Annotated in this window: 23 protein-coding genes, 1 tRNA gene and 1 pseudogene; 19 read left to right on the top strand and 6 right to left on the bottom strand. The window is 56.5% G+C overall.

Annotation, left to right across the window (positions count from 1 at the left end; all coding sequences use genetic code 11):
• Positions 1-507 precede the first annotated feature (507 nt).
• Positions 508-1,098, bottom strand: coding sequence for an XRE family transcriptional regulator (locus DXB44_RS08220; protein WP_097779858.1), 591 nt, complete (start codon positions 1,096-1,098; stop codon positions 508-510).
• Between the two features lie 253 nt (positions 1,099-1,351).
• Between DXB44_RS08220 and DXB44_RS08215 the strand changes: the two genes are divergently transcribed.
• The 4 genes from DXB44_RS08215 (at position 1,352) to DXB44_RS08200 (ending at position 6,227) form a co-directional block, all read left to right on the top strand.
• A complete protein-coding gene (locus DXB44_RS08215) occupies positions 1,352-2,425 on the top strand; it encodes a dipeptide epimerase (RefSeq protein ID WP_055185693.1) in 1,074 nt (357 codons plus the stop codon).
• Between the two features lie 25 nt (positions 2,426-2,450).
• Entirely contained in the window at positions 2,451-3,620 is a 1,170-nt protein-coding gene (locus DXB44_RS08210) for a DUF819 family protein (RefSeq protein WP_118658379.1), read from the top strand.
• Between the two features lie 22 nt (positions 3,621-3,642).
• Complete coding sequence (locus tag DXB44_RS08205; protein WP_118658378.1) at positions 3,643-5,724, top strand: CocE/NonD family hydrolase; 2,082 nt, start codon at positions 3,643-3,645, stop codon at positions 5,722-5,724.
• A gap of 92 nt (positions 5,725-5,816) precedes the next feature.
• Positions 5,817-6,227, top strand: coding sequence for a hypothetical protein (locus DXB44_RS08200; protein ID WP_118658377.1), 411 nt, complete (start codon positions 5,817-5,819; stop codon positions 6,225-6,227).
• Between the two features lie 417 nt (positions 6,228-6,644).
• Here DXB44_RS08200 and DXB44_RS08195 read toward each other — a convergent pair.
• Positions 6,645-7,094: pseudogene (locus DXB44_RS08195) on the bottom strand (HAD-IC family P-type ATPase); the annotation flags it as partial.
• Positions 7,095-7,269: 175 nt separating this feature from the next.
• Between DXB44_RS08195 and DXB44_RS08190 the strand changes: the two are divergent.
• Complete coding sequence (locus DXB44_RS08190; RefSeq protein ID WP_147366419.1) at positions 7,270-8,403, top strand: recombinase family protein; 1,134 nt, start codon at positions 7,270-7,272, stop codon at positions 8,401-8,403.
• Positions 8,404-8,591: 188 nt separating this feature from the next.
• Here the strand turns inward: DXB44_RS08190 and DXB44_RS08185 are convergent.
• The 3 genes from DXB44_RS08185 to DXB44_RS08175 form a co-directional block, all read right to left on the bottom strand.
• A tRNA-Ala gene (locus DXB44_RS08185) sits at positions 8,592-8,667 on the bottom strand.
• A gap of 189 nt (positions 8,668-8,856) precedes the next feature.
• Complete coding sequence (locus DXB44_RS08180) at positions 8,857-9,684, bottom strand: RNA methyltransferase (RefSeq protein ID WP_118658375.1); 828 nt, start codon at positions 9,682-9,684, stop codon at positions 8,857-8,859.
• Positions 9,685-9,792: 108 nt separating this feature from the next.
• Positions 9,793-12,999: an ATP-binding cassette domain-containing protein gene (locus DXB44_RS08175; protein WP_118658374.1), complete on the bottom strand. Its 3,207-nt coding sequence runs from the start codon at positions 12,997-12,999 to the stop codon at positions 9,793-9,795.
• A gap of 406 nt (positions 13,000-13,405) precedes the next feature.
• Between DXB44_RS08175 and DXB44_RS08170 the strand changes: the two genes are divergently transcribed.
• The 14 genes from DXB44_RS08170 (at position 13,406) to DXB44_RS08105 (ending at position 24,158) form a co-directional block, all read left to right on the top strand.
• The gene (locus DXB44_RS08170; protein ID WP_118658373.1) at positions 13,406-13,711 is read left to right on the top strand and encodes a hypothetical protein; all 306 of its coding nucleotides are present in this window, start codon (positions 13,406-13,408) and stop codon (positions 13,709-13,711) included.
• Complete coding sequence (locus tag DXB44_RS08165) at positions 13,701-14,450, top strand: sporulation initiation factor Spo0A C-terminal domain-containing protein (RefSeq protein ID WP_118658372.1); 750 nt, start codon at positions 13,701-13,703, stop codon at positions 14,448-14,450. Before DXB44_RS08170 ends, DXB44_RS08165 begins: the two co-directional genes overlap by 11 nt.
• 77 nt (positions 14,451-14,527) lie before the next feature.
• On the top strand, positions 14,528-15,367 hold the full coding sequence (locus tag DXB44_RS08160) for a HAMP domain-containing sensor histidine kinase (RefSeq protein WP_118658371.1): 840 nt from the start codon (positions 14,528-14,530) through the stop codon (positions 15,365-15,367).
• A gap of 124 nt (positions 15,368-15,491) precedes the next feature.
• Complete coding sequence (locus DXB44_RS08155) at positions 15,492-16,349, top strand: YitT family protein (protein WP_118658370.1); 858 nt, start codon at positions 15,492-15,494, stop codon at positions 16,347-16,349.
• 96 nt (positions 16,350-16,445) lie between these two features.
• Positions 16,446-17,225, top strand: coding sequence for an HAD family hydrolase (locus DXB44_RS08150; RefSeq protein WP_118658369.1), 780 nt, complete (start codon positions 16,446-16,448; stop codon positions 17,223-17,225).
• Between the two features lie 13 nt (positions 17,226-17,238).
• Positions 17,239-17,610 (top strand): MmcQ/YjbR family DNA-binding protein, encoded by a 372-nt coding sequence (locus DXB44_RS08145; RefSeq protein WP_055185413.1) that lies wholly within the window; start codon positions 17,239-17,241, stop codon positions 17,608-17,610.
• A 208-nt stretch (positions 17,611-17,818) separates the two neighbouring features.
• Positions 17,819-18,166 carry a DUF6054 family protein gene (locus DXB44_RS08140; protein ID WP_118658368.1) on the top strand — a complete coding sequence of 116 codons (348 nt, stop codon included), beginning with the start codon at positions 17,819-17,821 and terminating at the stop codon, positions 18,164-18,166.
• 1 nt (position 18,167) lies between these two features.
• Positions 18,168-18,533, top strand: a complete 366-nt coding sequence (locus DXB44_RS08135; protein WP_118658367.1) for a DUF2500 domain-containing protein — start codon at positions 18,168-18,170, stop codon at positions 18,531-18,533.
• Between the two features lie 5 nt (positions 18,534-18,538).
• Complete coding sequence (locus tag DXB44_RS08130; protein ID WP_097779881.1) at positions 18,539-18,829, top strand: hypothetical protein; 291 nt, start codon at positions 18,539-18,541, stop codon at positions 18,827-18,829.
• Between the two features lie 235 nt (positions 18,830-19,064).
• Positions 19,065-19,529 carry an Hsp20/alpha crystallin family protein gene (locus tag DXB44_RS08125; RefSeq protein ID WP_118658365.1) on the top strand — a complete coding sequence of 155 codons (465 nt, stop codon included), beginning with the start codon at positions 19,065-19,067 and terminating at the stop codon, positions 19,527-19,529.
• A gap of 265 nt (positions 19,530-19,794) precedes the next feature.
• On the top strand, positions 19,795-20,472 hold the full coding sequence (locus DXB44_RS08120; RefSeq protein WP_118658364.1) for a GntR family transcriptional regulator: 678 nt from the start codon (positions 19,795-19,797) through the stop codon (positions 20,470-20,472).
• Between the two features lie 204 nt (positions 20,473-20,676).
• Positions 20,677-22,119 (top strand): amino acid permease, encoded by a 1,443-nt coding sequence (locus DXB44_RS08115; protein WP_118658363.1) that lies wholly within the window; start codon positions 20,677-20,679, stop codon positions 22,117-22,119.
• Between the two features lie 71 nt (positions 22,120-22,190).
• Positions 22,191-23,507: a M18 family aminopeptidase gene (locus tag DXB44_RS08110; RefSeq protein ID WP_015537756.1), complete on the top strand. Its 1,317-nt coding sequence runs from the start codon at positions 22,191-22,193 to the stop codon at positions 23,505-23,507.
• Between the two features lie 180 nt (positions 23,508-23,687).
• Positions 23,688-24,158, top strand: coding sequence for a hypothetical protein (locus DXB44_RS08105; protein WP_118658362.1), 471 nt, complete (start codon positions 23,688-23,690; stop codon positions 24,156-24,158).
• A gap of 82 nt (positions 24,159-24,240) precedes the next feature.
• Here the strand turns inward: DXB44_RS08105 and DXB44_RS08100 are convergent, their stop codons facing one another.
• On the bottom strand, positions 24,241-26,553 hold the full coding sequence (locus tag DXB44_RS08100; protein ID WP_243111088.1) for an ATP-binding protein: 2,313 nt from the start codon (positions 26,551-26,553) through the stop codon (positions 24,241-24,243).
• Positions 26,554-26,555: the final 2 nt, after the last annotated feature.

The raw sequence follows: 26,555 nt of genomic DNA, 5'->3' as shown, positions 1-26,555 counted from the left end.
CCGGCCTATCAGGTGCTGAACGCCTACCGCAAGCTGGCAGGGTAAAACCTCTCAGTCTCGCTTTGCCCGGCAGCTCCCCTGACCGGAGAGCCAAGAACGCGGGCGTGTTCCGGCAAATGACATCAAAACGCAGCCGATACCCTGACTTTCCCATCAGGAGAGGGGGCGCGGCATAAAAAATAAGCATCCGCAGCGCACTGCGCCTGAGCTGAAGCAGCCCGGCCATGCGCTGCGGATGCTTTTGTTGTGCGGCAGGGCACGCCGCCAAAAACAAAAAATCCGAACCCTTCTCTTTCGAGAAAAGGTTTGGAGCTTCCTTAATTTTCCACCTTGAAATTACCCGAATAGCGTTGAATGAACACAAATGGATTGTGTATAACAAAAATTGCGACAGGCATCTCGTTTTCTTCCCATTTACGAGAAAAAGGCCACCTTCCGGTGACCTTTTTCAATAGTCTGAAGTACAGGCAATGGCTGTACTTCTTTTTGGTATTCTTATGCGAAGATTCAGGTTTCGCCACCGCGGTTAAAACTGCGCCGGTTGTTGGGAAACCAAATGGCAGGGGTGAACACAGCCAGCCCCACCGCTGTGGTATCCCCGGGGTTGGAAACGATGTGAGGCAGGTTGGACTGCACCACAGTGGTGTCTCCGGCGTTCAGGCGGATGGTCTCGGACTCCACCAGTACATCCAGCTGCCCCTGTTCCAGCAGCAGGATTTCCTCACTGGGATGGATCACCGGCAGGTCGCCGTCCTTACAGTGGGGTTCCAGCTCAAAGCGTATGACCAACGACTGAGGTACAAAATCTCCGTTGGGCATGGGCGTAAGCAGATGATACCGTATATTGGAATTGGGCTGGGAGAGGATCATCATATCCGCCTGACGGGTTGTCAGGCCAGTGTTGTGCTCACCTCCCATAAACAGATAGGTGGGGATGTCCAGAGCGGCGCTGAGTTTGCGCAGGGTGGACAGGGACGGGTCGGTGAGATTGCGCTCGATTTGGGAGATATACCCGATGGACAAACCAGTCTTTTCGGCCAGTTCTTTGAGGGTGATTCCCCGTTTTTTCCGAATATTTCGAACGTGTTCGCCCAGCATAAGACCTCCCGCTTTTTCGTAAAAAGTTTATTTACAGTATATCACAAAATGCCCTGTACGTAAATAAGTGAGAAAATATTCGATATTTATAAAAGTTTTACAAAGAAAATCAGATAATTTCGTGCTTATCCTATAAAATACTCTGAAAAATGTGAAAAAAATAGAAAAGCTCTTGACAAAAATTTTAGAAATAGTAAAATTTCTATAAAAATTCATAAAAAATTTATAAAAATTATTATGCAGGAGGAACCCTATGAAAATCACAGATGTAAAGGTAGAAACCATCCGTATCCCCATGAAAAAGCCCTTCCGTATTGCTTTTGCGGTACAGGATCATTCGCTGAATGTGCTGGTGAAGATCTCCACCGACGAAGGTCTGTGGGGCATCGGTGAGGCCGCGCCCTTTGAACCGGTGACCGGCGAGAGCGCAGCCACCGTTCTGGAAGCGCTGAAACTGTTCCGCACCGGATTGATCGGCATGGATCCGCTGGATATTGAGGGCATCCACAGGATGATGGACCGCCTGCTGTCAGGCAACACCTCGGCAAAGGCCGCGGTGGATATTGCCCTGTACGATATCAAGGGCAAACTGATGGGTCAGCCTCTGTACAAGGTGCTGGGTGGCAGCGTGAACCAGATCGTCACTGACATGACGGTGGGCATTGACACACCGGAAGCTATGGCCGCCGAAGCCCGGGAACGGGTGGAAAAGGATGGCTTCACCATTCTGAAAATCAAGGCCGGCATCAACCCGATCGAGGATATCCAGGCATTGACCCTGATCCGTCAGGCGGTGGGCCCCAACATCCGCCTGCGTGTGGACGCCAATCAGGGTTACACTGTCAGCGATGCGGTGCGCACCCTGAAAGCCTTTGAAAAGCTGGGCGTGGAAGCGGTGGAACAGTGCCTGCCTAGCTGGGATCTGGACGGTATGCGCTTTGTGCGTTCCAAGGTGGACTTGAAGGTCATGCTGGATGAGTCGGTCCACACCCCCATCGACGCAGCAAAGGCCTGCAAGATCGATGCTGCAGATATTATCAACATCAAACTGATGAAGTGCGGCGGCCTGTACCCGGCGGAAAAGATCAACGCCATTGCCGAGGCAAACCATGTGCAGTGCATGGTGGGCTGCATGCTGGAGACCAAGGTGGCCATTGCTGCCGGTGTGGGTCTGGTTGCCGCCAAGCAGAACATCACTGAGGCGGACTGCGACAGCTTTATGTACGCCGTGGACCCCGAGATGGGTATGCCCGGAGGTTTTGCCGTGAATGGCGGCGTCTACACCCTGTCCGACAAACCGGGCCTTGGCATCGATATTGATTTTTAAGCGGGATCCCGCAGAGAGGTGTATTATGCCGAATACGATTTTTTCCTCCGAAGGCGCGCTCCTGTTCATCATGGTCGCCATGGTCGCACTGGGATTCTGGCTGCAGCGGTTCAAGGCGTTCAAAACGCTGGGTCCGGCCCTGACGGTTATCATCATGGGTATCGTGCTGTCCAACCTGCGGATCGTGCCTACCTCCAGTGCTACCTATGATGCCGTCAGCAGCTATTGTGTGCCGTTGTCCATTTCCATCTGCCTGCTGAGCTTGGACCTGAAACAGATGCGCAAATTATCCAAGGAACCGGTCATTGCGTTGATCTCGGCCATATTCAGCGTCTGCGTGGCAGCTTTGGTGTTTGGCGTACTGTTCGCCGACAAAATCGACGAGGGCTGGAAGGTGGCCGGTATGTTCGTGGGCACCTACACCGGCGGCAGTTCCAACCTGACCGCCATCGCTGTAGGCCTGGATGCCAGCAAGACCACCATCGCCTCGGCCAATGCCGCCGACTATGTGGTGGGCATCCCCACGCTGATCCTGATGTTTGCTGCCCCCGCCCTGTACAAGAGTTCCAAATGGCTGAAAAAGCTGTGGCCCTATGAAATGAGCGAGCCGGAACTGCTGGGGGATGGCAACCACGAGGAACTGATGACTTCCAAGGAATGGTCCATCCAGGAAATCGCTTGGTTGCTGGCCATCGGCTTTGGCACCGTGTGGGTTGCCACCAGCATCTCCTCGATGGTATTCGGAACAGGGTTCCGCAGTGCAGGCCGCATCCTGCTCATCACCACCTTCTCCATCATCCTGGCACAGGTGCCAGCCGTCCGCAAGCTGCGCGGCAACTTTGACCTGGGCCTTTTCGTAGCGTTGCTGTTCCTGGTGACCATCGGCTTTGCGGTGGACCTGAAGCAGTTCTTCGGATCCACCTTCTACATCACCCTGTTCTGCTTCTGTGTCATCGTCTGTTCCATTCTGCTGCACCTGCTCATCACCCGGCTGCTGAAAGTCCGTTTTGAGTATGTGCTGCTGTCCATCGTAGGCTGTATCTCAGATGGCCCCACCGCCGCCCTCATCGCCTCCAGCGCCCAGTGGAAGACCCTTATCAACATCGGCTTGCTCATGGGCGTACTGGCCGGTGCCCTGGGCAACTATGTGGGCATCGGTGTAGCCTATGCCATCCGTGCCTTCATCGGCGCCTGAACGGAAAACGGGAGAAACGGAAATGCGTAATTTTGACTTATATGTTTCAGGCATCCTGTACGGCAGACTGCGGCTGGGCGACGGCACATCCCAGATCCAGAAACTGGACGTGCATACCGGCGCGCTGCTGGACTGGCAGGACCTGACTGAACAGGACCGGGATTTTTACCGTTTCTTTGTGAAGATGGACTTTGCCGCCCTGGGACAGAACCTGTCCCATTACGAGTCGGGGCTGCATGGCACCGGGGAAGTTTCCCTGTGCGGCGAGCGCTACACCAGCGAAGACGGCTGCAACTACCTGCAGCGGGATGTAAAATTCCCCAACAACAAACAGATGAAAGAAGGGCGGCTGATCGCCGTCACCTGCCCTGCCCGGGAGATGGTCACGGTGCTGGTGGAACCCGGTGCCGAGGAGGAGACCATCCTGCGCCTGTGGCGCTCGACCTGGCCGGAGGAACAGTTGTTCCCGGTAGAACATGCGCTGACCTTCCCAGTGCCCATGCGGGACGGGGTACATCTTTCCACCGACGTATACCTGCCTAAAAACTGCAGTACCCCGGTGCCCGCAGTGCTGGTACGCACCCCCTACGGCAAAGAGGACGGCTGTGAGGTATACTACCGTTACGTTCAGCGCGGCTACGCGGTGGTAGTACAGGATGTGCGCGGCCGAAACGCCAGTGAAGGCGAATGGCTGCCCAACTACCACGAGGTGGAGGACGGCGACGATACTCTGAACTGGATCGCCGCCCAGCCATGGTGCAGCGGACGCATCGGTATGGTGGGCGGGTCCTACCTGGGTTATGTACAGTGGGCGGCCGCTGCCAGCGGCAACCCCCACCTGAAAGCTCTGATCAGCGTAGTCTGTGCGGGCAGCTCCTTTGTGGATCTGCCCCGCCGGGGTGGGTCTTTTACCTCGGGCATGCTGGCCTGGGCCTTTGCGGTGTCTCAGAAAACCTTCCACCCTGAGCTGATGGAACGCGATGACTGGGAGGAAGTGCTGAACATCCGCCCCCTGACCGACCTGCCGAAAAAGGCTCTGGGGTACGATGTGCCCTTCATCACACGGTGGCTGGAACCCAGTGACTACAACGATTTCTGGCGTATGTCCAACTGGCAGGAACGCTCCGTCGGGGCGCAGATCCCGGCGCTGATTCAGTCCGGCTGGTTTGACGACAACGGCATGGGTACCACCGAAGCTCTGGAACTGGTCCATGACTTCCCTCGGGGCATGCGCAAGGTCATTCTGGGGCCCTGGCAGCACAGCGGCAACAGTAAGTACGACATGCACGGGGTATCCTTCGGCAGCCAGGCGCTGCGCTTTGATCTGGACTGGCTGTATTTCCGATGGTTTGAGCATCACCTCAAGGAAGTGGACAACGGCATCGACCAGACTGCCCCGGTAGAATACTACACCCTAGGCCAGGAGGTATGGAAGACCGCCGAAAACTGGCCAGTGCCCGAGACCCGGGTCACCCACCTGTATCTGGATAGTGACGGCCATGCCAACACCTCTGCCGGGGACGGGCGGCTGACTTTTGCTAGGCCGGAGCGGGAGAACTGCGACGGTTACGCCTATGACCCCGAACATCCGTCCCAGCACATCATCGATATGTCGGAGAACGAGATCGAAGTGCCAGAGGACTACACCCGGGAGGAACTGCGTCAGGATCTGCTGTGCTACACCTCCCCTGTGCTGAAGGAAAACCTGGTTCTGACCGGTGATATGACGGCGGAGTTGTATATTTCTTCTGACGCGCCGGATACCGACTTTGTGGTGCGCGTTACCGACGTGGATGAGAACGGCCGGTCCATCAAACTGGCGGATGGCCTGCTCAGCGCCCGATACCGTAATGGCTTTGCCCGGTCGGAGTTTTTGCAGGAAGGCGAGATCGTCTGCCTGAAGATCCGCACCACCAAGTTGTCCAATTGCTTCCGGAAAGGCCACCGCATCCGGGTGACTGTCACCTCTAGCGCCAAGAATTTCATCTTCCCCAACAGCAACACCCGGGAAGGTTTTGCTTCCGCCCGGACCGTGGTGGCCCATAACCGGGTATACCACGGTGGGTTGCACGCCTCCCGCCTGACGGTGCGGGTGGAACCCTAAGCTATGGATTGCCCTCCCTGTCAGCGGAAGCGAACAGATTACATTCTGCTCCGCAACCATCAAGCCTCGGCCAGAAAAGGCCGGGGCTTTTCATGTCTAGGAGGTTATCGGCTGAAGAACGGCAGGCTCTTTCGGAACTGAATCGCATTTTGTCCGAGACTCCGCAATGGAGCGGCGAAGAAGAACTGTGCCATGACATGGAGAACATCGGCGGCAGGGTGCGTTTTTGCCACTTTTGGGATGAGCGCTACTCCATGGTGCAGTTGACGGAAGATCGCAATGGAAAATACTCTACAGCCTACGTTCTGGATACAGAAACTACCCCGGATGTGCGTAAGGTGGCGGCATTGCAGGCACAGAAAGAACTTGCGGACTGTATGCAGGTGTGGGGCGTTTCGCTTCTGAACACGACTGTACCGGAACAGATGAAGTATGCTTCTTTGGCAGAAGCCGCTTCCTTCCTCATGCAAGTCCTAAACGACCCGGAGCACATCACCGGGTAAAAAAGCGTCCCGTCGGGACGCGCAGCCTGCATTGGAAAATGCAGATCAAAGGGGCTTGGGGTATTCCCCAGCAAGCGTTTTGCAACGCAGAATAAGCAGATGTATATACGTCTGCACTGCTTGCCACAACAATGCGACCTTTCAGTCCGTATTCAACTGCTTTCAGTTCTAGTTAAACATGAGTGCTATCAGGAAGAAAATCATAGCAATCCCCACGAGCCAAGGGATAATTTTCTCTTGATGAAACTCTCGGAATCCCAATGATCTTATAAACAGAACACCCAATAGGCCGATGATGCACCATGCTGAAACGGTAAGACAGATATCGTACATTGCTCCTTGCCTTCCTCGTATCTCTTGTATGGCTTGATTGTAGCGCACTCTCGGCCCCATCCGGTCGGCGGGGATTTCTGAACTTTAAAGATTTTTCACAAACAGTGCCCGGATAGCATTGAGGACGGCGATGATCATTACGCCCACATCCGCAAACACGGCCAGCCACATATTGGCGAAACCCAGCGCAATCAGTACGAGGCAGGCCAGTTTTACGCCGATGGCCACCACGATGTTCTGATAGACGATGCCAAGGCACTTGCGGGAGATTTTGATTGCTTTGGAAATTTGCATTGGGTCGTCATCCATCAGTACTACATCCGCAGCTTCAATGGCGGCGTCAGAACCCATAGCGCCCATAGCAATGCCGATGTCTGCCCGGCGAAACACCGGGGCGTCGTTGATGCCATCTCCCACAAAAGCCAGTTTTTCTTTCTCTGGTTTGTTTTGGATCAACTGCTCCACTTTCTCCACCTTGTCAGCAGGAAGCAGTTCACTGTAAACCTCATCCAACCCCAGAGCGGAGGCTAACTGTGTGAGATAAGATAAAATCGAACTGAACCTTGAAAACCTGATATGGACAATATCCGTTTGATTTTGCTTTTCTCGCCAAAAGAAAGTGAGAATGCAATGAAAAAACGCGTTTATACATTATACCGTGTTTCGACCAAAGGGACACACCGGGGAAGGCCACTATACAGGCGGCACCGTGGCTTTTGGCTACAAGCGTGTCCGCCTTGGTCGGGTGAACAAGAAGAATCAGGAAGTCTGCGACCTTGTGGTTGACGAAGCAGAAGCTGAGATCGTCCGGCTGATTTTCCACAAGTACGTTTACGAGGGCTACGGCGCACAGAAGTTGAGCCACTATCTTTATGAACAGGGAGTCGTAGGACGGAACAACAAAAATATCCCCAACACCAGCATCGTTCGGATGATCAAGAATAAAGGATACACGGGGTACCTCATCAACGGTGCGGTGGAGACGGAGTGTCCGCAGCTCCGCATCATCGAACCAGAGCTGTTCGAGCAGGCACAGGAACTGCGGCAGGCACGCACTTGTGAGCGTGGCGGTACTTCACTGGGCACCAGCTCCAAAGCCCTGTTGACCGGGCTGGTCTACTGTGCCCACTGTGGTAACCGCTTGAGCCTGACCAGCAGCGGACGGACACACACCTACGCCGATGGGCATACGGTGAAAGAAGTCCGGCCGCGGTATAGCTGCTTTTATAAGATCCGGCATCCGGGTGACTGCGATGGGCAGTCCGGCTATGGTGTTTCTAAGCTGGATTCCATTGTGGAAGAAGTTGTCCGGCAGATCTTCGCACAGTTCCGGGAGGTTTCCCGGAAGAAGCTGCTGGAATCGGTCAAGACTAACGATGCCGCCCGCATCCAGAAGAAGGTCAAGAAAATCCAGAAAGACTTGGAAGCCAAGCAGAAAGAGTTGGACGACCTGAAAGCCGAAACCATTCTGGTCATTCGTGGCGTAAGTGCCTTGGACAAAGAACTGCTGGGCACACTGGTAGCCGAGGCAAGAGAGGCTCTGGAAACTCTGGAAAAGCAGCTCGTGCAGGCGCAGGAAGAATACGAAGAAGCCACCAAAACGGCAAAGCGCAGCAACTACATCTGCAACGAGCTGTTTACATGGGCGGATGTTTACGACACCGCCAACCACGATGAACGCCGCGCCATTTTGCAGCAGTTCATCAAGGAGATTCGCGTCCGAAAAGACTATGAGATCTCGATTACGCTGAACGCCAGCTTCAATCAAGTGGAGCAGCTCAAGGCTGTGTCAACCTACGATGGTGCGGAGATTTTTGAAGAAATTTCCGAGAAGGGGGCATAAAAGCGATGCACTTGCCCGCAGAACTCTGCAAAATGCAAAGAAAGAAGCGTGAAACCGATGGATTTTCAAAAAGTACATGGATGACCCCGCCCGGTTCGCATCCGACTTCAGGGTTCGGAGCCCGGCACGGTCTGCCAAAGTTTTTCAGGCATAAAAAACGCCGCATCGTACAAAACGATGCGGCAAATTGGTGGACCTAGAGGGATTCGAACCCTTGACCTCTCGGATGCGAACCGAACGCTCTCCCAGCTGAGCTATAGGCCCATATTTAGGGGCGTAATTCGGTTGGGCGACCAACCGTTATACTCCCCATTTGAATGCCCACAACTCCGTGGGGCACAAAAGCGATACGCTTGCTCTCCCAGCTGAGCTATAGGCCCATGATGTAACGCTGATAGTGTACCGCGTTTTGAGGCGTTTGTCAAGCAATTTCGGAGAGCACAAGCGGGGAACTTACAAGCGGCCGAGCTGCCAGAAGGCCACGGCACTGGCTGCGGCTACGTTGAGGGAATCCACCCCATGGGACATGGGAATCTTTACGGTGTAATCGCAGGCGGCGATGGTACTATTGGCCAGCCCATCGCCCTCGGTGCCCAGCACGATGGCAAGCTTTGGCTCGGCGGCAAGGGCGGCATCGTCAATGCTGACCGAGCGGTCGCTCAGCGCCATGGCAGCAGTCTTGAAGCCCAGTGCATGGAGCTGGGCGCTGCCGTTTTCCGGCCAGTCGGCAGGGCAGGAGCCGATTTGCGCCCATGGCACCTGAAATACAGTGCCCATGCTTACCCGCACCGCGCGGCGGCACAGCGGGTCGCAGCAGGAGGGGGTAATGAGTACGGCATCCATGTTCAGCGCGGCAGCGCTGCGGAAGATAGCGCCCACGTTGGTGGAATCTACGATGCTCTCCAGCACAGCCACCCGGCGGGCGTGGGCACACACCTGCTCCACCGTGCGGGGTGCAGGGCGGCGGAAGGCGCACAGCACGCCACGGGTCAGCGCAAAGCCGGTGAGCTGTGCCAGCAGCTCCCGGTCGGCGGTGTACACCGGCACATTGCCGCAGCGGGTCAAGATCTCCTGTGCCGGGCCGGTGATCTGCTTGCGCTCCATCAGCAGGGAAAGGGGATGGTATCCGGCATCCAGCGCCCGGGCGATCACCTTGGGGCTTTCGGCGATAAAAATACCCTTTTCCGGCTCCAGCCGGTTGCGCAGCTGCGCCTGCGTGAGCCGGGCGTAGACGTCCAGTTCCGGGGCGGTAAGGTCGGTGATCTCGTGAATGACAGGCATGGGAACGCTCCTTTGAAATGAAGTTTTTTCTATTGTAGCACAAGCCGGGACAGAATGCAAAATCCCTGCTGCACACAGAGCACAGCAGGGATTTGGATGTGGAACAGTTTACTCAGAGCGCAGCGCCTTGACGGGGTTGCTCTTTGCGGCGCTGCGGGCGGGGATCACACCACCCAGCATGGTAAGCAGGGTGGCCAGAACGATCAAAATCAGTGCAGCCTGCGGCGGCAGCGAGGCCGATACGCTGACATCGCCCGCGATGTGGTGGATGAGCATATTGCCGGGGACGAGCAGCAGCAGGCAGAGCACCACGCCCATCACGCCGGAGCACAGGCCGATGATAAAGGTCTCGGCATTGAACACCTGCGAGACGTTGTGCTTGGAGGCACCGATGGCGCGCAGAATGCCGATCTCCTTGCGGCGCTCCAGCACGCTGATATAGGTGATGACACCGATCATGATGGAGGACACCACCAGCGAGATGGCCACAAAGGCCACCAGCACATTGCTGACCATGCCCACGATCTCGGTGACCGAGTTCATCAGGGTACCCACCATGTCGGTGTAGTGGATCACCTTGTCGTCCTCGCCCTGCTGCCGCATGGCGGCGTTGTAGGCGTCCAGCTCGCTTACCACCTGCGCTTTGGTGTCAAAGCTGTTGGGATAGATATAGATGCCATCGGGCTTTGCGTAGTCCACATAGCCGATGTCGCTCAAAATCTTTTCGTAGCTGGAAGCGGAGGAGAGCAGGGTGTTTTTGATCATCTCAGTCAGGTCGGAGCCGGTCATGTTGATCTGGATGGCCTGCTGGAACACGGCGGGGTCGATCTTGAGTGCGCTTTCCACCTGTGTACTCAGCTGCGCAATGTTGCTCTGGATCGCCTGCCCGATCTTCTGCTCCAACTGTCCGGCCAGCTTCTGGATGGCGGGGCCCATCTGCTCCTGCAGAGCAGCGGTGAGCTGGACTTGCAGCGCTTCGCTCAACTGGACGGAGTAGCTCTCCATCACGGTCTGCAAATTCTGCTGGAGCGTATCAGCAAACTGCTCCTCCAGCCCGGAGGTGTCCAGCAGGTCGCCCATGGATTCGTTCAGCAGCGTCTGGAAGGCCTCGGTTTTCATATAGGAGGAAAAACCGATCTTGTCCAGATTCAACAGGCCGTTGCTGATGATATAGCGCTTGTAGCCGTTCAGGATCTTTTTCATCAATGCCTGTAAGCCGTCCTGAGAGATGTTCAGCTCTACGCCGTCGAACAATTCGCTCATGTCCATCTCCATGTCCGGCAGCGGCAGTCCGCTGAGATCCAGCTTGAAGCTGGAGGGGTCGATGAGGGTGGCGAGGTCAAAGGAGCCGTCGGTCAGGTCGAATGCGCCATCCAGATCGAAGTGCAGGGCGCTGGTGTCGAACTGGAAAGCGTCCTTGAGGGCGTCCGTGTCCACCGAGAACAGGGAGGCGATATCCAGCATGCTGTTGCCGGCAGCATCGAAGGGCTCGCCGGTCAGCACGTTGATGTCCGGGTCTGCCAGCTGCTGGCGCACGATCTCGCTGTTGGCGGCCTGGTCGATGACATGATAGGTCAGCTCGTGCAGGTAGTCCAGGCCGCTGTGCAGGATGGCAGAGGTGGCGTCTGCCTTGGGCTGCACGATGCCTACGATGGTCAGCTCCTCGCTGTCGGCCACCAGCTGCTGCATATAGGCTTCATCGTTCAGCTTGCTCAGCCAGACCTTGTGCTCGGTGTCGTAGACATAGCAGTCGGCCTTGTTGACAAGTTTGAAGGTCATGCCAAGAAAATCGTCATAGGTATAGGTGCCGTAGTCCGTGGGCAGATCGATCTTCTGGTTCTTTGCATACTGCTGTAAAATTTTGTCCAGCTCGGCCTGATCCCGCAGACCCATGGCGTACAGAGAATAGTCCGAAACGCTGCCGTCTGCGTTCAGGGTCAGCACCAGCTCGTTGTACTTTTCCGGCCAGCGACCGGCCTTGATATCATACTGATCCTCGTACAGGGCGGGGGTCTCGGCCATTTCGCAGAACACATAGGGGCTGGACATGGAGGTCATGATGCTGGTCACCGAGGCGTTCTCGCTGGCAATGTCGGAGAAGGTGGTGTCCGGGTTCAGCTTCTGCACGGTGCCGTCCGGGTTCTGGCGGTAGATCAGCGGATAAGAGGCATAGGCGTATTCCACCGTGGCGTTGTCCCGGATGGTGCAGGCGTCACTGTCCAGATATTCCTTCAGCGAGCGCAGATCATTGCTGGTGGCACCGATGTTCAGCTGAGCTAGCAGCTGGCTTACCGTGACCATGCCATCCGGCGCAGGGGCAGCGCTGGACGCAACACTGGTGTAGGTGTCCGGGTCCATCATGCTGGTCAGATCCACGCCGGTGCTGCTGATCTGCAGCGGGTAGGCCGCCAGCGTGGATTTTTCCATGTTGCTGATATAGCGGCTCACACCGTTGGAAAGGGAAAGGATCAGCGCAATGCCGATGATGCCGATAGACCCGGCAAAGGCGGTGAGCAGGGTGCGCGCCTTTTTGGTGAGCAGATTGTTGAAGCTGAGGGAGAGGGAGGTGAGCAGGGACATGGAGGAATGCCCCATGTTCCGGTGCACGGGGGCAGCGGCGGCAGCCTCGTCCTCGGGCTCGTAGGGCATGGTGTCAGAGCGGATCACGCCGTCCTTCAGGTTCACGATGCGGGTGGCGTAGCGCTCGGCCAGCTCCGGGTTGTGGGTGACCATGACCACCAGCCGGTCCCGCGCCACTTCCTTGAGCAGTTCCATCACCTGAATGCTGGTCTCGCTGTCCAGCGCGCCGGTGGGCTCGTCTGCCAGCAGGATGTCGGGATTGTTCACCAGCGCGCGGGCAATGGCTACGCGCTGCATCTGCCCGCCGGACATCTCGCCGGGGTGCTTGTGCAGCTGGTTGCCCAGTCCCACCTGCTCCAGCGCAGCGGCAGCACGGCGGCGGCGCTCGGCCTTGGAAACGCCCGAGATGGTCAGTGCCAGTTCCACGTTGCCCAGCACGGTCTGGTGGGGGATCAGGTTATAGCTCTGGAACACAAAACCGATGGTGTGGTTCCGGTAGGAGTCCCAGTCGCGGTCGGTGTATTTTTTGGTGGAGATGCCGTTGATGACCAGATCGCCGCTGTCGTAGCGATCCAGACCGCCGATGATGTTCAGCAGGGTGGTCTTGCCGGAGCCGCTGGGGCCCAGAATGGCCACGAATTCGTTGTCCCGCAGGTTCAGACTGACGTTGTTCAGTGCGTGCTGCACCAGCTCGCCGGTCTTATATTCTTTGTTGATCTGTTTGAGCTTGAGCATAAATGTGCCTTTCCGGTACTGCGCCGCCGGGCGCTGCTGCCTGTGGTTTGAAATTCGGAAATGTTTGCAGACAATATCCTATTAAGTTTAGCAAAAAAATGTGAAAAAAACGTGAAATTATTCCGTAGGAATGCTGAAGCTGCGGCACTTTTGCGCCCGGGCAGCGGTTTTGCCGGGAAGGACGGGGCAAAAAAGAAAAGCGGAAAAAGATACCGGTTGAATTTGCAGACGGAACGTGCTATTCTAAAACTGACAGCGGCGCGTAGAGCATGCCGGAGGCAAAATGCCCGAAAATGCTCTGTTCAGACACTTCTTTAGGATTGTAACGGTTTCTCCTACCTTATAAAATATATTTTATATAAACAAGGCAGAAAAAAATTGGCCCTTGTAGTAAGGAGGAACTGAAATGGAACATACATTTTCACCCATGATCCGGCAGTATTCTGCCATTGATGGTTTGCAGCAGGAGTATACGCTGGTGTATGCCATGGAGGTAGAGGGCACACAAGGCTGTCGGCTGTCCCTGTGCCGGATCGGCAGCCGACAGCAGATCGTCAGTCAGCATGTTGCGGCAGCGCCGGAGTTCTGTTACCGGCTCCTGCGCTACTTGTGTGAAAATGGAGTTCAGCCGGAGCTCTGGCGGGATGCGGTCACAGACCTGACAGCTGCCGGGCTGGTAGGCAAGAAAGGCGGCGCATGGCGTGAACAGTGAGCGAACAGCCCAACTGCAAGTCGCCCTTGCAAGCTATGACCTGAGGGAGCTGCGTGTCCAGAAGCGTTATTTGCAGGAGCAGGGAACCGCCATCGTATGCACCTGCTTTTGCAGCGGCGAAAAGCTGCTGGCACAGCTGCGGCAGGGTGTCCGTTACGATGCCGTGGTGCTTTGCAGCGAGCTGACGGACTTGTCCGCAGAGCAATTTGTCCGGCAGCTGTACCAGTTGAAGGAGCGACCGACGCTGCTCGTACAGAGCCATGGCCGCAGCAGCGGCACGGCGTTGCAAAAGCTCCGCGAGGGGTGCTACTGCGTAGAGGGCACCGAGCTGAAAAGGCTGCTGTGGCAGCTTTACCGGATGCCAGGGCGGCAGAACCGGCAGTTGGAGCAGCGGTGCAGTCAATTGTATGCAGCGTGGGGCATCCCGCAGGGGGATGTCAACGCCGGATATCTATCCTACGCGGTCGGCATCGCATGCAGCACCAGCCAGAAGCTGGCAATCCGCAAGGAGATCTTGCAGGCGGTGAGTGAGCAGTTTGATACATCGGTCGCTGCCGTGGAAAGCGGCATCCGCCGGATGGTGGATCAGCTGGAGGAAATACCGACCCCTGCGTGGCTGGCATTTAAAGCTGATACAAGGCTGGGCAGCGGTAAGCCCACCACCGGCAAGCTGATCTACGCGGTCAGGGATGTTGTGCTGCGGCAAAAGTCCAAGGCTGCACCGCCCACCCGCCCGTAAGGCTTGCACACGGTTGCGGCAGTTGGAACACTGCGGTGTTCCGTTGAAAAAATGGCATCGCCCGGGGAGGCAGAGCAATGGAGCAGCAAAGGACAGAAATGCGGTCTATCACCGCAGAGCAGCAGAAACGGGTCGAGGAGGTCTGCTTCCGTTCGCTGGCGCTGATCGGGCGCAACTGTGAATATCTGGAGCAGCATTTTGACCGCACCGGTGCAGACGAGTCTACCCGGCAGGCAGTGGCGGATATCAACACCGCTGCCATGCAGCTGGACCGCACCCTCAGCGAGGCAATCACTCTGCTGGAATTTCTGCACGAGGAAGCAAAACCGCAGCTGTACCCCATTGATCTGTGTGAGCTTTTGCAGCAGGTGTCGGCGCAGTCTGATATGATCCGGGCGCAGCTTGGGGTGGACATCCGTCTGGATTACGGCGGGTGTACCGCCTGCTGCGTAATGGCAGACCGCAGAGATGCGGAGCTGCTGTGCCTGCATCTGCTCTCCAATGCCCTGCGCGCCAGCCGGGAGGGTGGCTGCGTCTGCATCGCGCTGCGCCGCACCGAAAGCGGCTGGCAGCTGACGGTCACCGACGATGGCTGCGGGCTGCCCGGCGAGGATGTACAGGCAGCGCTGGAAAACCGCCGCAGCTTTCTGGGCGGGGCACAGCTGGGGCTGCTGCTCTGCCGGGAGTGTTGCCGCCGGATGGACTGGAGCTTACAGCTGGAGCCTGCCCCCGCAAAGGGCACAAAGGCTGTGGTAAGCATTCCGCTGTACGCGGGCGACAGCCGCCCTGACGGCACGGTGGAGCTGCGCACCGACTCGGAGACCGAGCGGGAGCAGCGCAAGTATCATCTGCGCGCCATGCTGGTGCGGGAGATGCGCACCATGCCGGAGCGTGGCGACCCGGACGAAGAGCTTTAATAAGGTGGCAAGGCCGCTGCACAGTGTTTTGTGCGGCGGCTTTGTTATTTTGCGCCCGGTGCTTTCCTGCAAGCGCAAAGCATGGTATACTGAATGCTGAAAACAAAAGCTTGGAGGAGCAACAATGACAAACAAGAAGCTGAACTACCCCGCAATTGCCAAGGAGACGGCCATCCTGACCGGGGCCGTTGCCATTATTGCGGCGGCGGTCTATTTTTTTCTGGCGCCCAGCCATACATCCGTCAGCAGTATTTCCGGCCTTGGCATCGTGCTTTCTAATTTTGTGCCGCTGCCACTTTCGGCTATTACTATGGTGCTGAATACCGTGCTGCTCATCATCGGGTTTTTCACCTGCGGCAGGGAGTTCGGCGCAAAAACCGTGTATACCAGCGTGATGCTGCCGGTATTTCTGGGGCTTTTCGAGCGTTTGTTCCCGGATTTTGGCTCCATGACAGATAGTCAGGAACTGGATGTGCTGTGCTATATTCTGGTGGTCAGCGTGGGTCTGAGCATTCTGTTCAACCGCAACGCATCCTCCGGCGGGCTGGATATTGTGGCAAAGATCATGAACAAGTACCTGCACATGGAGTTGGGCAAGGCCATGTCTCTTTCGGGCATGTGCGTGGCGCTCTCTGCCGCCCTTGTCTACGATAAAAAGACGGTGGTGTTGAGCATTCTTGGTACTTACTTCAACGGCATCGTGCTGGATCATTTCATCTTCGACAACAGCATCAAGCGCCGGGTGTGCATCATTACCGAGAAGGAGGAGACGCTGCGGCAGTTCATCATCAACGACCTGCACAGTGGTGCCACCATGTACGAGGCCATCGGTGCATACAACTTTGAAAAGCACAACGAGATCATTACCATCGTGGACAAAAGCGAGTATCAGAAGCTGATGAACTTCATCAACCGCGAGGACCCCAAGGCCTTTGTTACCATCTATAATGTATCCAGTATGCACTACCAGCCCAAGCGCTGAGCGGCACAGGAGAAAGGGCGCAAAAGCCGTGCCCGGGGCTTTCCCGCAGCGGAAAACCGTGGTAAAATAAGAAAAAACGGAAAGGGAATAACAGCCATGGACATCAGACTGGTTTGCAGCGATATTGACGGTACGCTGCTGCAATACGGCAAAAAGGAGCTGGAGGGCGAGATATTTGATCAGATCCGGGCGCTGCATCAGCGGGGCATCTGGTTCTGCCCGGCCTCCGGGCGGCAGTATACCAGCCTGCGCAAACTCTTTGCACCGGTGGCGGACTGCTGCGTGTTTATCTGTGAAAACGGCGGCACGATTTTTAAGGAAGAACAGTGCATCGCCAAAAATCCCATGCCGCGGGCGCTGGCAGAGGAGATCGCCAACGATATGTGGACCCGCAGCGAGGGGCAGGGCGAGGTGATGCTCTCCGGCCAGAACACCGCCTACCTGATGGAGCGCGGTCTTGGCATGCTGCAGCGGGTGCAGTTCGTGGGCAACCACTACCAGATCATCCACAGCCCCGCCGAGGTGCCGGAGGACATCACCAAGGTGTCGGTGTACCTGCACGAGGGCGTGGAAAACTATGTAGAGCGCTTTGTGCCCCGCTGGAAGCAGGCCAACTGCGCCGTGGCGGGCCCGTACTGGATCGATACCACCTTTGCCAACAAGGGCATCGGGGTGCAGTGCGTGTGCCGCACCCTTGGCATCGACCCTGCACAGGTGATGGCCTTTGGCGACAACTACAACGACGAGACCATGCTGGACGTGGTGGGCGTGCCCTACATTATGGATAACGCCGCCGCTCCGCTGCGGGCAAAATACAAAAACCACACTCCACGCCCGGAGGATGTGCTGGCGCAGCTGCTGGCACAGCAGCCGTAAAGGGGGCGAGCCAATGAACCGCAAGGGATTGGAACAGCTCATTTTTGATACTTATAGCGTGGAGCCGGACTACCCGTGGATGGACACCCCGGAGTCGGCGGTGTTCCGCCATGCGGCAAACCGCAAGTGGTTTGCGCTGGTCACCACTGTGCCCAAAAGCAAGCTGGGTCTGCCCGGGCAGCAGCCGGTGGATATCGTGAACCTGAAATGCGACCCCATCCTCATCGGCTCCCTGCGGGCAGAACCGGGCTTTTACCCGGCCTACCACATGAACAAGGAAAACTGGATCACCGCCGCATTGGACGGCAGCGCCCCGGAGGATAAGCTCCGTCTGGTGCTGGACATGAGCTATAACGCCACCGCACCCAAGCTGCGCAAAAAATAATTATATAGAGTAAACCCGGAAGGTCCCCAGACCTTCCGGGTTTACTCGTTTACAGGAAGAAAAAAGCTGCCCTCAAATAGAAGTCTACGTGCGGCAGACCTTCCCGGCGGTAGAAAAAAGTGGTAAAATAAGGGCGGGCGCTGCAATAGTTGCCTGCGTTCATTCGTATTCAGGGTAAAGGGACTGCATTTTGCAAAAGGAGGCAGCTATGGCTATTTTTGAAAAGACCATCCGCAACCAGAACTTCGATACCCTGCTCCGCAAGCTGGAACACGCCATCCCGGACAGCAGCTGGTCGGCAGAGCTGGAAGCCGGCAGCGATTTCAAGGAGGGCAGCGCCCGGTGCAGCGTGCGGGTGTTTGAGCGGTACAGCATGGTGGGCGGCAACCGCCTTAGCCTGACGCTGACCCTGTTCCAGAATGGGGACGAGCCTATCCGACTGTCGGCCATTGCAGCGGGCGGCAGTCAGGCCGTGTTCTTTAAAATGAACACCCTCGGCGAAGATGCCTTTCTGGAGGACGTAAAGCAGCTGCTGGAGGAAATTTTGGAGGGGTAATATGTTTTATACCGGGTTTGACGCGCTTTTCAGCATCCTGTTCCCGCTGGTGTTTCTGGTGGTGCTGGGCATGATTTTATTTACCGTGGTGGGCAACCTGCGCACATGGAGCAAAAATAATGCGTCCCCGCGCCTTACCGTCCCGGCCACTGTGGTGGCCAAGCGGATGAACGTTTCCCGCCATCATACGGACAATACGATGGCGCATACGTTCACCACCTATTATGTGACCTTTCAGGTGGAAAGCGGCGACCGCATGGAACTTGAAGTAGGTGGTTCGGATTACGGAATGCTTGTCGAGGGCGATACCGGAAAGCTGAGCTTTCAGGGCACGCGCTATCTGGAGTTTGAACGGAAGAACGGGTGACCGGTATGCAGCAAAAGCATTCAAGCGTGCCGGAGATCGTGGGCAGAAGCCTGTTTTATACGCTGACGAACTATCTGCTTATCAGCATGGAGCTGTCCTTCCGTGCGCAGTGGCTCTCGGTCTTGTTCTCGGCGGCGCTTGTATGGTGCAACGTGGAGTATTGGAACGCCATTTACAGGCTGACCGGTAAAAAGCTTGCCGCATGGGTCTTGTGGGGCGTCTGCATTGCTGTAAGCACAGGCATTGCGTATTTTGCAGGGTATATCCAAGGGATGCTTGTTCCGCTTGCAATATAACAAACGCGCTGCTGCGCAGTATTTTTGATAAAATCGCAGAAGCTGTGACAAAAGTATTATTCTTTTATGAATTTTAGCACTCTACGCTTGACATTGCTAATGACTGGTGCTATAACAGAGGCGTGCTCAGGAGGAAGGGCAAAAGGAGAGCCGCAAGGCTCCCCCGAAAGCCTTTCCGAATGGACGCTTCAAAGTTTTTGCCCCGACCCGAACGCCGGGATTGGAGGAATGATTTATGTTTATGCCGACTGTTTTTCATGAGAACCTGTTCGATGATCTCTTTGATCCGTTCTGGAACGAGGGTGCACTGGAGCGTGCGATGAACCGCGAAGCCCGCGACACCTTTGGTAAGCGCGGTGCAAACATGATGAAGACCGATGTCAAGCAGACGGACAACGGCTACGAGGTGGACGTTGATCTGCCGGGCTGCAAGAAGGAAGACGTTCAGATGGATCTGAACGACGGCTATCTGACCATTCAGGCAGTGCGCAGCCACAGCAATGACGAAAAGGACAACAAGGGCCGCTATGTGCGGCGCGAGACCTTCTCCGGCACCTGCGCCCGCAGCTTCTATGTGGGCGATGTGAAGAAGGAGGACATCCACGCAAAGTTCGAGGATGGTGTCCTGCACATCCAGCTGCCCGCTCCTCAGCAGACGAAGGCTCTGCCTGAGAACCCGAACCTGATCGAGATCGAGTAAATGCCGGCCGTGTGCGCCAAGGCATAACGTACATAGGATGCCCCCGGAGAGCTGCAAGGCCCTCTGGGGGCATTTTTTTGTGTACAGGCCTTCGATGACGGAGAGGGGAGAAAGTACCTGTTTTTGCCAGAAAACTTTATTTTTCCACCGTTTCGTGGTATCCTTATAAGGCGCACGCATTACAGGCCTGCGGCTGCACTGGCAGCGGCTGCGGACTGCGCGCGGCAAAAAAGAACGTGTAGAAGAGAAAAGGGGGATAAAAGTCATGGGCGAATTTGCCTTTCAGACTTTACGGGAAAGTATCACCTCTGCCATCAGAAGCAAGATCCTTACTGGGGAATTACAGCCGGGCGTAAAGCTGGCTGAGCAGAAACTGGCTGAGGAGTTCGGCTCCAGCCGGGCACCCATCCGGGAGGCGCTGCGGCAGCTGGAACAGGAGGGCATGGTCGAGTATTCGCGCAACGTGGGCTGCTCGGTGCGCCGGGTAAAGCCGGAGGACGCCTACGAGATCTATCTGCTGCGGGCAAATCTGGAAATGACGGCGCTGCGCTATTTTGACTGCAAATTCCCGGAGGAGGATCTGCGCACCCTGCGCGGCATCTTAGAGGAGATGCGCAGCGTCCGGCCGGGGGATCTTTCGCAGATCGTGGAGAACGACAACCGCTTCCATGCGGTCATTGTGCAGCGGGCAGGGCTGCCCAGACTGCTGAAATTCTGGGACGACCTGAACTACGGCAACCTGCTTGTTGGGGCGAACAGCGGCTCTAACCACGAGACGCTGGCGCAGCGGCAGAACGGCATCCACACCAAGCTGTACGAGGCGCTGGCAAGCGGCGACACCGAGGCTGCCTGCCGCGCTGTTTACGACCACTACATGGAGCCCATGGAGCGGATGCGCAGCGCAAACAGCGCCGCACAGGCAGCAGACGGCACGGCAAAATAAGGGGAATTTGGCTGAACGTCTAAATTTTGACCAATCATTTTATGAAAATTGCAGATTGTCTACAATCTGCAATTATGCTATACTATCAAAGTGATTGGTCGAGTACTGCTGTATTTTTAGTAAAATTGCAAAATGTATGCGGAACATCGGCCTTCTTACAGGAACTTCCGCCCTGTGTGGAAAAGAAAGAGAGGAATTGTCCGCATGTCTAACAAAGAAAAAGCCACAAAGATCTCGTGGCTTACCCTTGCCTTCATGGCCTTTTCTACGGTCTGGGGCTTCGGCAACATTACCAACGGCTTTGTGTACTTTAACGGTCCGCAGGTCATCTTCAGCTGGATCTTCATGTTTGTCCTGTATTTCATCCCCTATGCGCTGATGGTGGGTGAGCTGGGCTCTGCTTTTAAAAACGAGGGCGGCGGCGTCAGCTCCTGGCTGCACCAGACCACCAACGCTAAGCTGGCCTACTACGCCGGCTGGACCTACTGGGCCTGCCACATCACCTACATTGCCAGCAAGGGCAGCGGCTTTTTGAAGGCGCTGAGCTGGGCGGTTTTCCGCAACGCGGAGACCTACGATTCCTTCCCCACCCGCTACATCCAGCTGGCTACCTTCTGCATCCTGCTGCTGGGCTGCTACATTGCAAGTCTGGGTCTGAACCCCCTGAAAAAGCTGCTGACTGCCGCAGGCACCTGCACCTTCGTCATGTCCCTGCTGTACATTGTGATGATGTTTGCTGCCCCGGCCATCAACCCCACGGCAGAGTACGTCCACGCAAACCTGAGCTTCAGCAGCCTCATCCCCAACTTCAACGTCACCTACTTTACTTCTCTGTCCATTCTGGTGTTCGCTGTGGGCGGCTGCGAGAAGATCTCTCCCTACGTCAATAAGGTCGAGAACCCCAGCAAGGGCTTCCCCCGCGGCATGATTGCGCTGGCCGTCATGGTGGTCACCTGCGCCATTCTGGGCACGCTGGCCATGAGCCGTATGTTCGACCCCGCCGTCATCAACGCCAGCGCAGAGAGCTTCAACGCCTATGTCGCCAACAGTTCCTACTGGGCTTTCCAGAAGCTGGGTCAGTACTACCATGTGGGCGATCTGTTCATGGTCATCTACGCCCTGTGCAACGTCATCAGCCAGCTCGCCGTGCTGATTTTGAGCATCGACGCACCGCTGCGTATGCTGCTGGATAACGAGCACACCAAGCAGTTCATCCCGCAGGCTCTGCACAAGGTCAACGCCCACGGCGTGCACAGCAACGGCATCAAGATGGTGGCTGTGCTGTCCGGCTCCATCATTCTGGCACAGTCCTTCGTGCCCGGTGCTGCTGCCGTTCTGCGCCAGCTGACCAAGCTGAACTCTGTGTGTATGCCCATGCGCTACCTGTGGGTGTTTGCCGCCTACATTGCCCTGCGCAATGCCTACGATACCATCCCTGCCGAGTACCGCTTTGTCAAGAATCAGGCCGTGGCCAAGTTCTTCGGCGGCTGGTGCTTTGCCGTTACCGCCGTGTGCTGCGTGCTGGGTATGTATGATAAGGACCCCTTCACCTTTGCACTGAACGTTATCACCCCCGTGGTGCTGACCGTGCTGGGATTCATTCTGCCCGCCCTTGCAAAGCGCGAGCAGACCGCTGCAAAAAAGTAACCTGAATATGCTTAAAAGGGGCCGGTCAGCACTGACCGGCTCTTTTCTCAGGAAATTAGGAGGTTTATTTTATGATCGCATCCGAAGTCCGTGAAATGCTGTCCTTCATCGACGGCAACCCCACCGCATACCACACCACCGCCGCTGTGCGGGATATCCTGTTGAAGGCAGGCTTTGCCGAGCTGCTGGAAAGCCGCAAGTGGGCGCTGGAACCCGGCAAGGACTACTTTGTCTGCCGCAACGGTTCCAGCATCATCGCCTTCCGCATGGGCGACCAGCTGGAAAATTACAGCTTCAACGTTGCCGCCGCCCATACGGATTCTCCCTGCTTCCGCATCAAGGAGAACGCCGAGATCCACATGGGGCAGAACTACACCAAGCTGAACACCGAGGGCTACGGCGGTATGATCTGCGCCACATGGATGGATCGTCCGCTGTCTGTGGCGGGTCGTGTGCTGGTGCAGGAGAACGGCGCTATCGTATCCCGTCTGGTGGCACTGGACCGCGACCTGCTGATGATCCCCAGTGTAGCCATCCACATGAACCGCGAGGTCAACGATAAGGCTTCCTTCAACAAGCAGGTGGATATGCTGCCTGTGCTGGGCGGTGCCTGCGAGGAGGGCGCGCTGAAAAAGCTGATCGCAGAGGAGCTGCAGGTGTCCGAGGAGCAGATCCTTGGCAGCGATTTGTTCCTCTATGTGCGGGAAAAGGCCACCGTCTGGGGCTGCAACGAGGAGTTCATCTCCTGCGGCCGTCTGGACGACCAGCAGTGCGTCTACGGCATCCTGAAAGGTCTGCTGACTGCCAAGAACGCCCGCTCCATCGGCGTGGCAGCCTTCTTTGATAACGAGGAAGTGGGCTCCGGCACCAAGCAGGGCGCAGCTTCCACCTTTCTGTACGATGTGCTGCACCGCATTGCCCAGAGCCTTGGCGGCAACGACGAGGACTTCCACCGCGCGGTGGCTTCCAGCTTTATGGTCAGCGCCGACAACGCCCACGCCGTGCACCCCAACCACCCGGAGCACACCGATGTGAACAACTGCACCTACATGAACAAGGGCGTGGTCATCAAGACCCACGCAGGTCAGAAGTACACCAGCGACGGCATGAGCGTTGCCGCCGCCCGGGAGCTGGCTGCCCGTGCCGGTGTGCCGCTGCAATACTTTGCAAACCGCTCCGATAAGGTGGGCGGCAGCACGCTGGGCAATCTGGCCATGGCACAGGTGTCCATGAACTGTGTGGACATCGGTCTGCCGCAGCTGGCGATGCACTCCTGCTACGAGACCGCCGGCGCAGAGGATACCCTCTCGCTCATCAAACTGATGCAGGAGCTGTACAGCAGCCACTTTGAAGAGACTGCATTCGGCACCCTTTCCATCAGCAAGTAAACGGATAAAAGCCTAAAAAGGACTGCTGTGCGCTGCTATGCACGGCAGTCCTTTTTGCGTAAAAGCTGATTTTCCGTGGCTGGTTAAGCCCGGATATAGAATTCCGACAGTGGTTGTGGTAAAATAAGGCATCCGGGAGCGCCGGGCGCTCCGCTGCAACATCAAAAATGGAGGTTTTCTATGAAAAAGACCTATCGCTCGCTCTTTTGCCTGCTTGCGGTGCTGCTGCTCAGTGTCAGCGCACTGCCCACTGCTTCGGCGCTGTTTTCCAAGAAGCTCTACTATTATGGTGTAGTAGAGGGCGTCAGCCGCACCGTAGAGGGCAAGGTGGAGTCCATTGTGGTTTCTGCGGAAGAGCAGGAGAGCTATGAGATGATCATCACCGACAGCACCGTTTGGCAGGACCATGACGAAAAGACCACCTTCGACCCCGCTACCCTTGCGGTAGGCGAGCAGATCTGCGTGGTGCACGACCCGGCTGTGATGATGTCGCTGCCGCCGCAGTCGGTGGCGTATACCGTCATCCGCAACTTCCCCGCAGGTACGGATCTGGAACAGGAAGCACGGGATGCCGCCTGCCCGGTGAAAAAGTTCTTCGCCGACACCCGCAAGGCCATTTCGGACTGGTTCTACCAGACCATGCCCATCTGAGGGGAATGCTCCTTCTATAACGCAAAAAACTGCTGCCCCGTACCGGATGCCAAAGCGTCCGGGCAAAGGGGCAGCAGTTTTTTTATGCAAGGTTATGCGGTGTTTTGCGGCAAAAGCGCTGTATACCGCTATTTATTTTCGGGGGGGGGGTAACGCGGAAGCGCTTTACCACCTGTTCCAGTGCGCTGATGTCCACAGGCTTGGACAGGTGTTCGTCCATGCCGGCCTCCTTGCTCTTTTGCATATCCTCAAGGAAGGCGTTGGCGGTCATGGCAAGGATGGGGATGGTGCGTCCCAGCGGGTTTTCGCCGCTGCGGATGCGGCGGGTGGCTTCCAAGCCATCCATCACCGGCATCTGTATATCCATCAGGATCATGTCATAGTCGCCGGGCTTTACGCTGGCAAAGGCATCCACGATCTCCTGACCGTTGGGGCAGATGGTACAGCTTGCTCCTTTTGTTTCCAGCAGCATTTGCAGAATCTCGGCGTTGATGGCGTTATCCTCGGCACAGAGAAACTTCATGCCGGACAGGGGAGAAGTGGTCTCTTCTTCCTCCGGGAGCGCCTGCGCCTTTTGCACCGTGTCCGCTTCGGTGTCAATGGGGAATTCCAGCACCACCTCAAAGCGGGTGCCCTTGCCGGTGGCGCTCTCCACGCTGATGGAGCCGCCCATCAGGTCTATGACGCTTTTGGTAATAGCCATACCCAGACCCGTGCCCTGCACCTTGTTGGTGCCGGAGCGCTCCTCACGGGTAAAGGGGTCAAAGAGGGTCTTTTGGTAGTCCGCGCTCATGCCGATGCCGTCATCCTGCACCACAAAGCGGTACCGGGCGTAGTGCTCGTTCCGGGGCAGCTCTTCCACCTCGAACCGGATATGCCCGCCGGTGGGCGTATACTTGACTGCGTTGGAGAGGATGTTCATCAGCACCTGATTCAAACGGTTGGGGTCGGCCAGCACGTTTTCGTGCTGCAAATGGGTCTCCACCGTAAAGGTCTGACTGCGCTGACCTGCCTGCTGCCGGATGATGCTGTCCAGCTGACTGATCTGCTGGGGCAGGTTCATTTTTTCCATATTCAGGGTGGTCTTGCCGCTCTCGATGCGGCTCATATCCAGAATATTGTTGATGATGCCCAGCAGCAGCTGACCGGAGCTTTCCAGCTTGCCCAGATGCTCGGCCAGCTTTTCCGGCTCGTGCAGCTCGTTTTTCATCAGGGTGGTAATGCCGATGATGGCGTTCATGGGGGTGCGGATATCGTGGCTCATGTTGGAAAGGAAGTCCGTTTTGGCTTTGCTGGCACGCTCGGCGGATTGCAGCGCCTCTGCGGCAGCATCCTGCGCCCGCCGCATCTCGTCGTTTGCCTGCGTCAGCTGGATGTTATACTGCTCCAGACGGAGGTTCGTCTCTTTTTCGGCCCGCAGCTCCCGTTGCTGCTTTTCCCGCAAAAGGAACCAGCCAGCAATGACTGCCATGATCGAAAACACCGTTGCAAAGCCTACAATAACGACCATGACGATATTGACCAGCTTCTGCGTATTCACGGCCACATATTTTGCCGGAACAAGGAACGCCAGCGTCCACTGGGCGTTTTCCATCTGCTTCAGGGCGTAGTAATACTCGGTCCCGTCCAGCACGGCGTTGGAATAACAGGAGCCTGTGCGGGCAAGCCGCTCCTTTGCTGCTGCAAAGGAAGAACCGTGCAGATAGGACATCTGGGAGAGCACGGTGTATACGTTATGCCCCTTCAGCAGCTCTGTATCATTGGCGTTAAACAGCTTGAAGCCGTTGTTGTCCAGTACATAGACGCTGTTGTTATTTTCGTAGGCGTCGCAGCGGAAATAATCGTTCAGCTGGGTCATACTCTGGGCGATGCCAAAGTAGCGCAGGGTGATCTCGCCGGTCTCGCTTTGCAGTGTGATGGGGGTGGGGAGCTGTTTCAGGAACACCATCCGGGAGTCGTCCTCGGTCAGCGCGTTGGAAACATAGCTGACCCGCTCCGGTGCGCTTTCCAGATAGGTTATTCCTCGCAGCAGACCCGTGCGGCCATGCGCGGTATAATAATGTCCGGCAGAGTCCACGGCGATCAGGTCGATCTGTTTTTCATGGTAATTGGAAAGCTCCGACAGCTTTTTCAGATAGCGGTAGAGATCGGTATCAGTCTCCAGCGGAGTGTAGTACAAATAATTGCATTGTACATTCACCTCGTCCCAGTGGGTGTCGATCACATCCTCCAGACTATGGAACATCTGGTGGGTGACCTCTTCCATCTGGCTCAGCCGCTCGTGGTAGACAAGGTTCTGGATGTAGGTCTGGCTCATGACAAAAAGGGTCAGGATCAACACGATGATGACAAAGCCGAAGCCCACAAACAGCTTTTTATAGATTTTGTTGTTCACAT

This window comes from Faecalibacterium sp. OM04-11BH (genome assembly GCF_003482185.1).
In the GTDB taxonomy this organism is placed as follows: domain Bacteria; phylum Bacillota; class Clostridia; order Oscillospirales; family Ruminococcaceae; genus Faecalibacterium; species Faecalibacterium tardum.
Note: the sequence above shows the minus strand (reverse complement) of the source record. Positions and strands in the feature narration are given on the sequence as shown.

Excerpts from the sequence above, each read along its gene's own strand:
- DXB44_RS08220 (WP_097779858.1), bottom strand. The coding sequence starts at position 1,098 with ATGCTGGGCGAACACGTTCGAAATATTCGGAAAAAACGGGGAATCACC.
- DXB44_RS08215 (WP_055185693.1), top strand. The coding sequence starts at position 1,352 with ATGAAAATCACAGATGTAAAGGTAGAAACCATCCGTATCCCCATGAAA.
- DXB44_RS08210 (WP_118658379.1), top strand. The coding sequence starts at position 2,451 with ATGCCGAATACGATTTTTTCCTCCGAAGGCGCGCTCCTGTTCATCATG.
- DXB44_RS08205 (WP_118658378.1), top strand. The coding sequence starts at position 3,643 with ATGCGTAATTTTGACTTATATGTTTCAGGCATCCTGTACGGCAGACTG.
- DXB44_RS08200 (WP_118658377.1), top strand. The coding sequence starts at position 5,817 with ATGTCTAGGAGGTTATCGGCTGAAGAACGGCAGGCTCTTTCGGAACTG.
- DXB44_RS08180 (WP_118658375.1), bottom strand. The coding sequence starts at position 9,684 with ATGCCTGTCATTCACGAGATCACCGACCTTACCGCCCCGGAACTGGAC.
- DXB44_RS08175 (WP_118658374.1), bottom strand. The coding sequence starts at position 12,999 with ATGCTCAAGCTCAAACAGATCAACAAAGAATATAAGACCGGCGAGCTG.
- DXB44_RS08170 (WP_118658373.1), top strand. The coding sequence starts at position 13,406 with ATGGAACATACATTTTCACCCATGATCCGGCAGTATTCTGCCATTGAT.
- DXB44_RS08160 (WP_118658371.1), top strand. The coding sequence starts at position 14,528 with ATGGAGCAGCAAAGGACAGAAATGCGGTCTATCACCGCAGAGCAGCAG.
- DXB44_RS08155 (WP_118658370.1), top strand. The coding sequence starts at position 15,492 with ATGACAAACAAGAAGCTGAACTACCCCGCAATTGCCAAGGAGACGGCC.
- DXB44_RS08150 (WP_118658369.1), top strand. The coding sequence starts at position 16,446 with ATGGACATCAGACTGGTTTGCAGCGATATTGACGGTACGCTGCTGCAA.
- DXB44_RS08145 (WP_055185413.1), top strand. The coding sequence starts at position 17,239 with ATGAACCGCAAGGGATTGGAACAGCTCATTTTTGATACTTATAGCGTG.
- DXB44_RS08140 (WP_118658368.1), top strand. The coding sequence starts at position 17,819 with ATGGCTATTTTTGAAAAGACCATCCGCAACCAGAACTTCGATACCCTG.
- DXB44_RS08135 (WP_118658367.1), top strand. The coding sequence starts at position 18,168 with ATGTTTTATACCGGGTTTGACGCGCTTTTCAGCATCCTGTTCCCGCTG.
- DXB44_RS08130 (WP_097779881.1), top strand. The coding sequence starts at position 18,539 with ATGCAGCAAAAGCATTCAAGCGTGCCGGAGATCGTGGGCAGAAGCCTG.
- DXB44_RS08125 (WP_118658365.1), top strand. The coding sequence starts at position 19,065 with ATGTTTATGCCGACTGTTTTTCATGAGAACCTGTTCGATGATCTCTTT.
- DXB44_RS08120 (WP_118658364.1), top strand. The coding sequence starts at position 19,795 with ATGGGCGAATTTGCCTTTCAGACTTTACGGGAAAGTATCACCTCTGCC.
- DXB44_RS08115 (WP_118658363.1), top strand. The coding sequence starts at position 20,677 with ATGTCTAACAAAGAAAAAGCCACAAAGATCTCGTGGCTTACCCTTGCC.
- DXB44_RS08110 (WP_015537756.1), top strand. The coding sequence starts at position 22,191 with ATGATCGCATCCGAAGTCCGTGAAATGCTGTCCTTCATCGACGGCAAC.
- DXB44_RS08105 (WP_118658362.1), top strand. The coding sequence starts at position 23,688 with ATGAAAAAGACCTATCGCTCGCTCTTTTGCCTGCTTGCGGTGCTGCTG.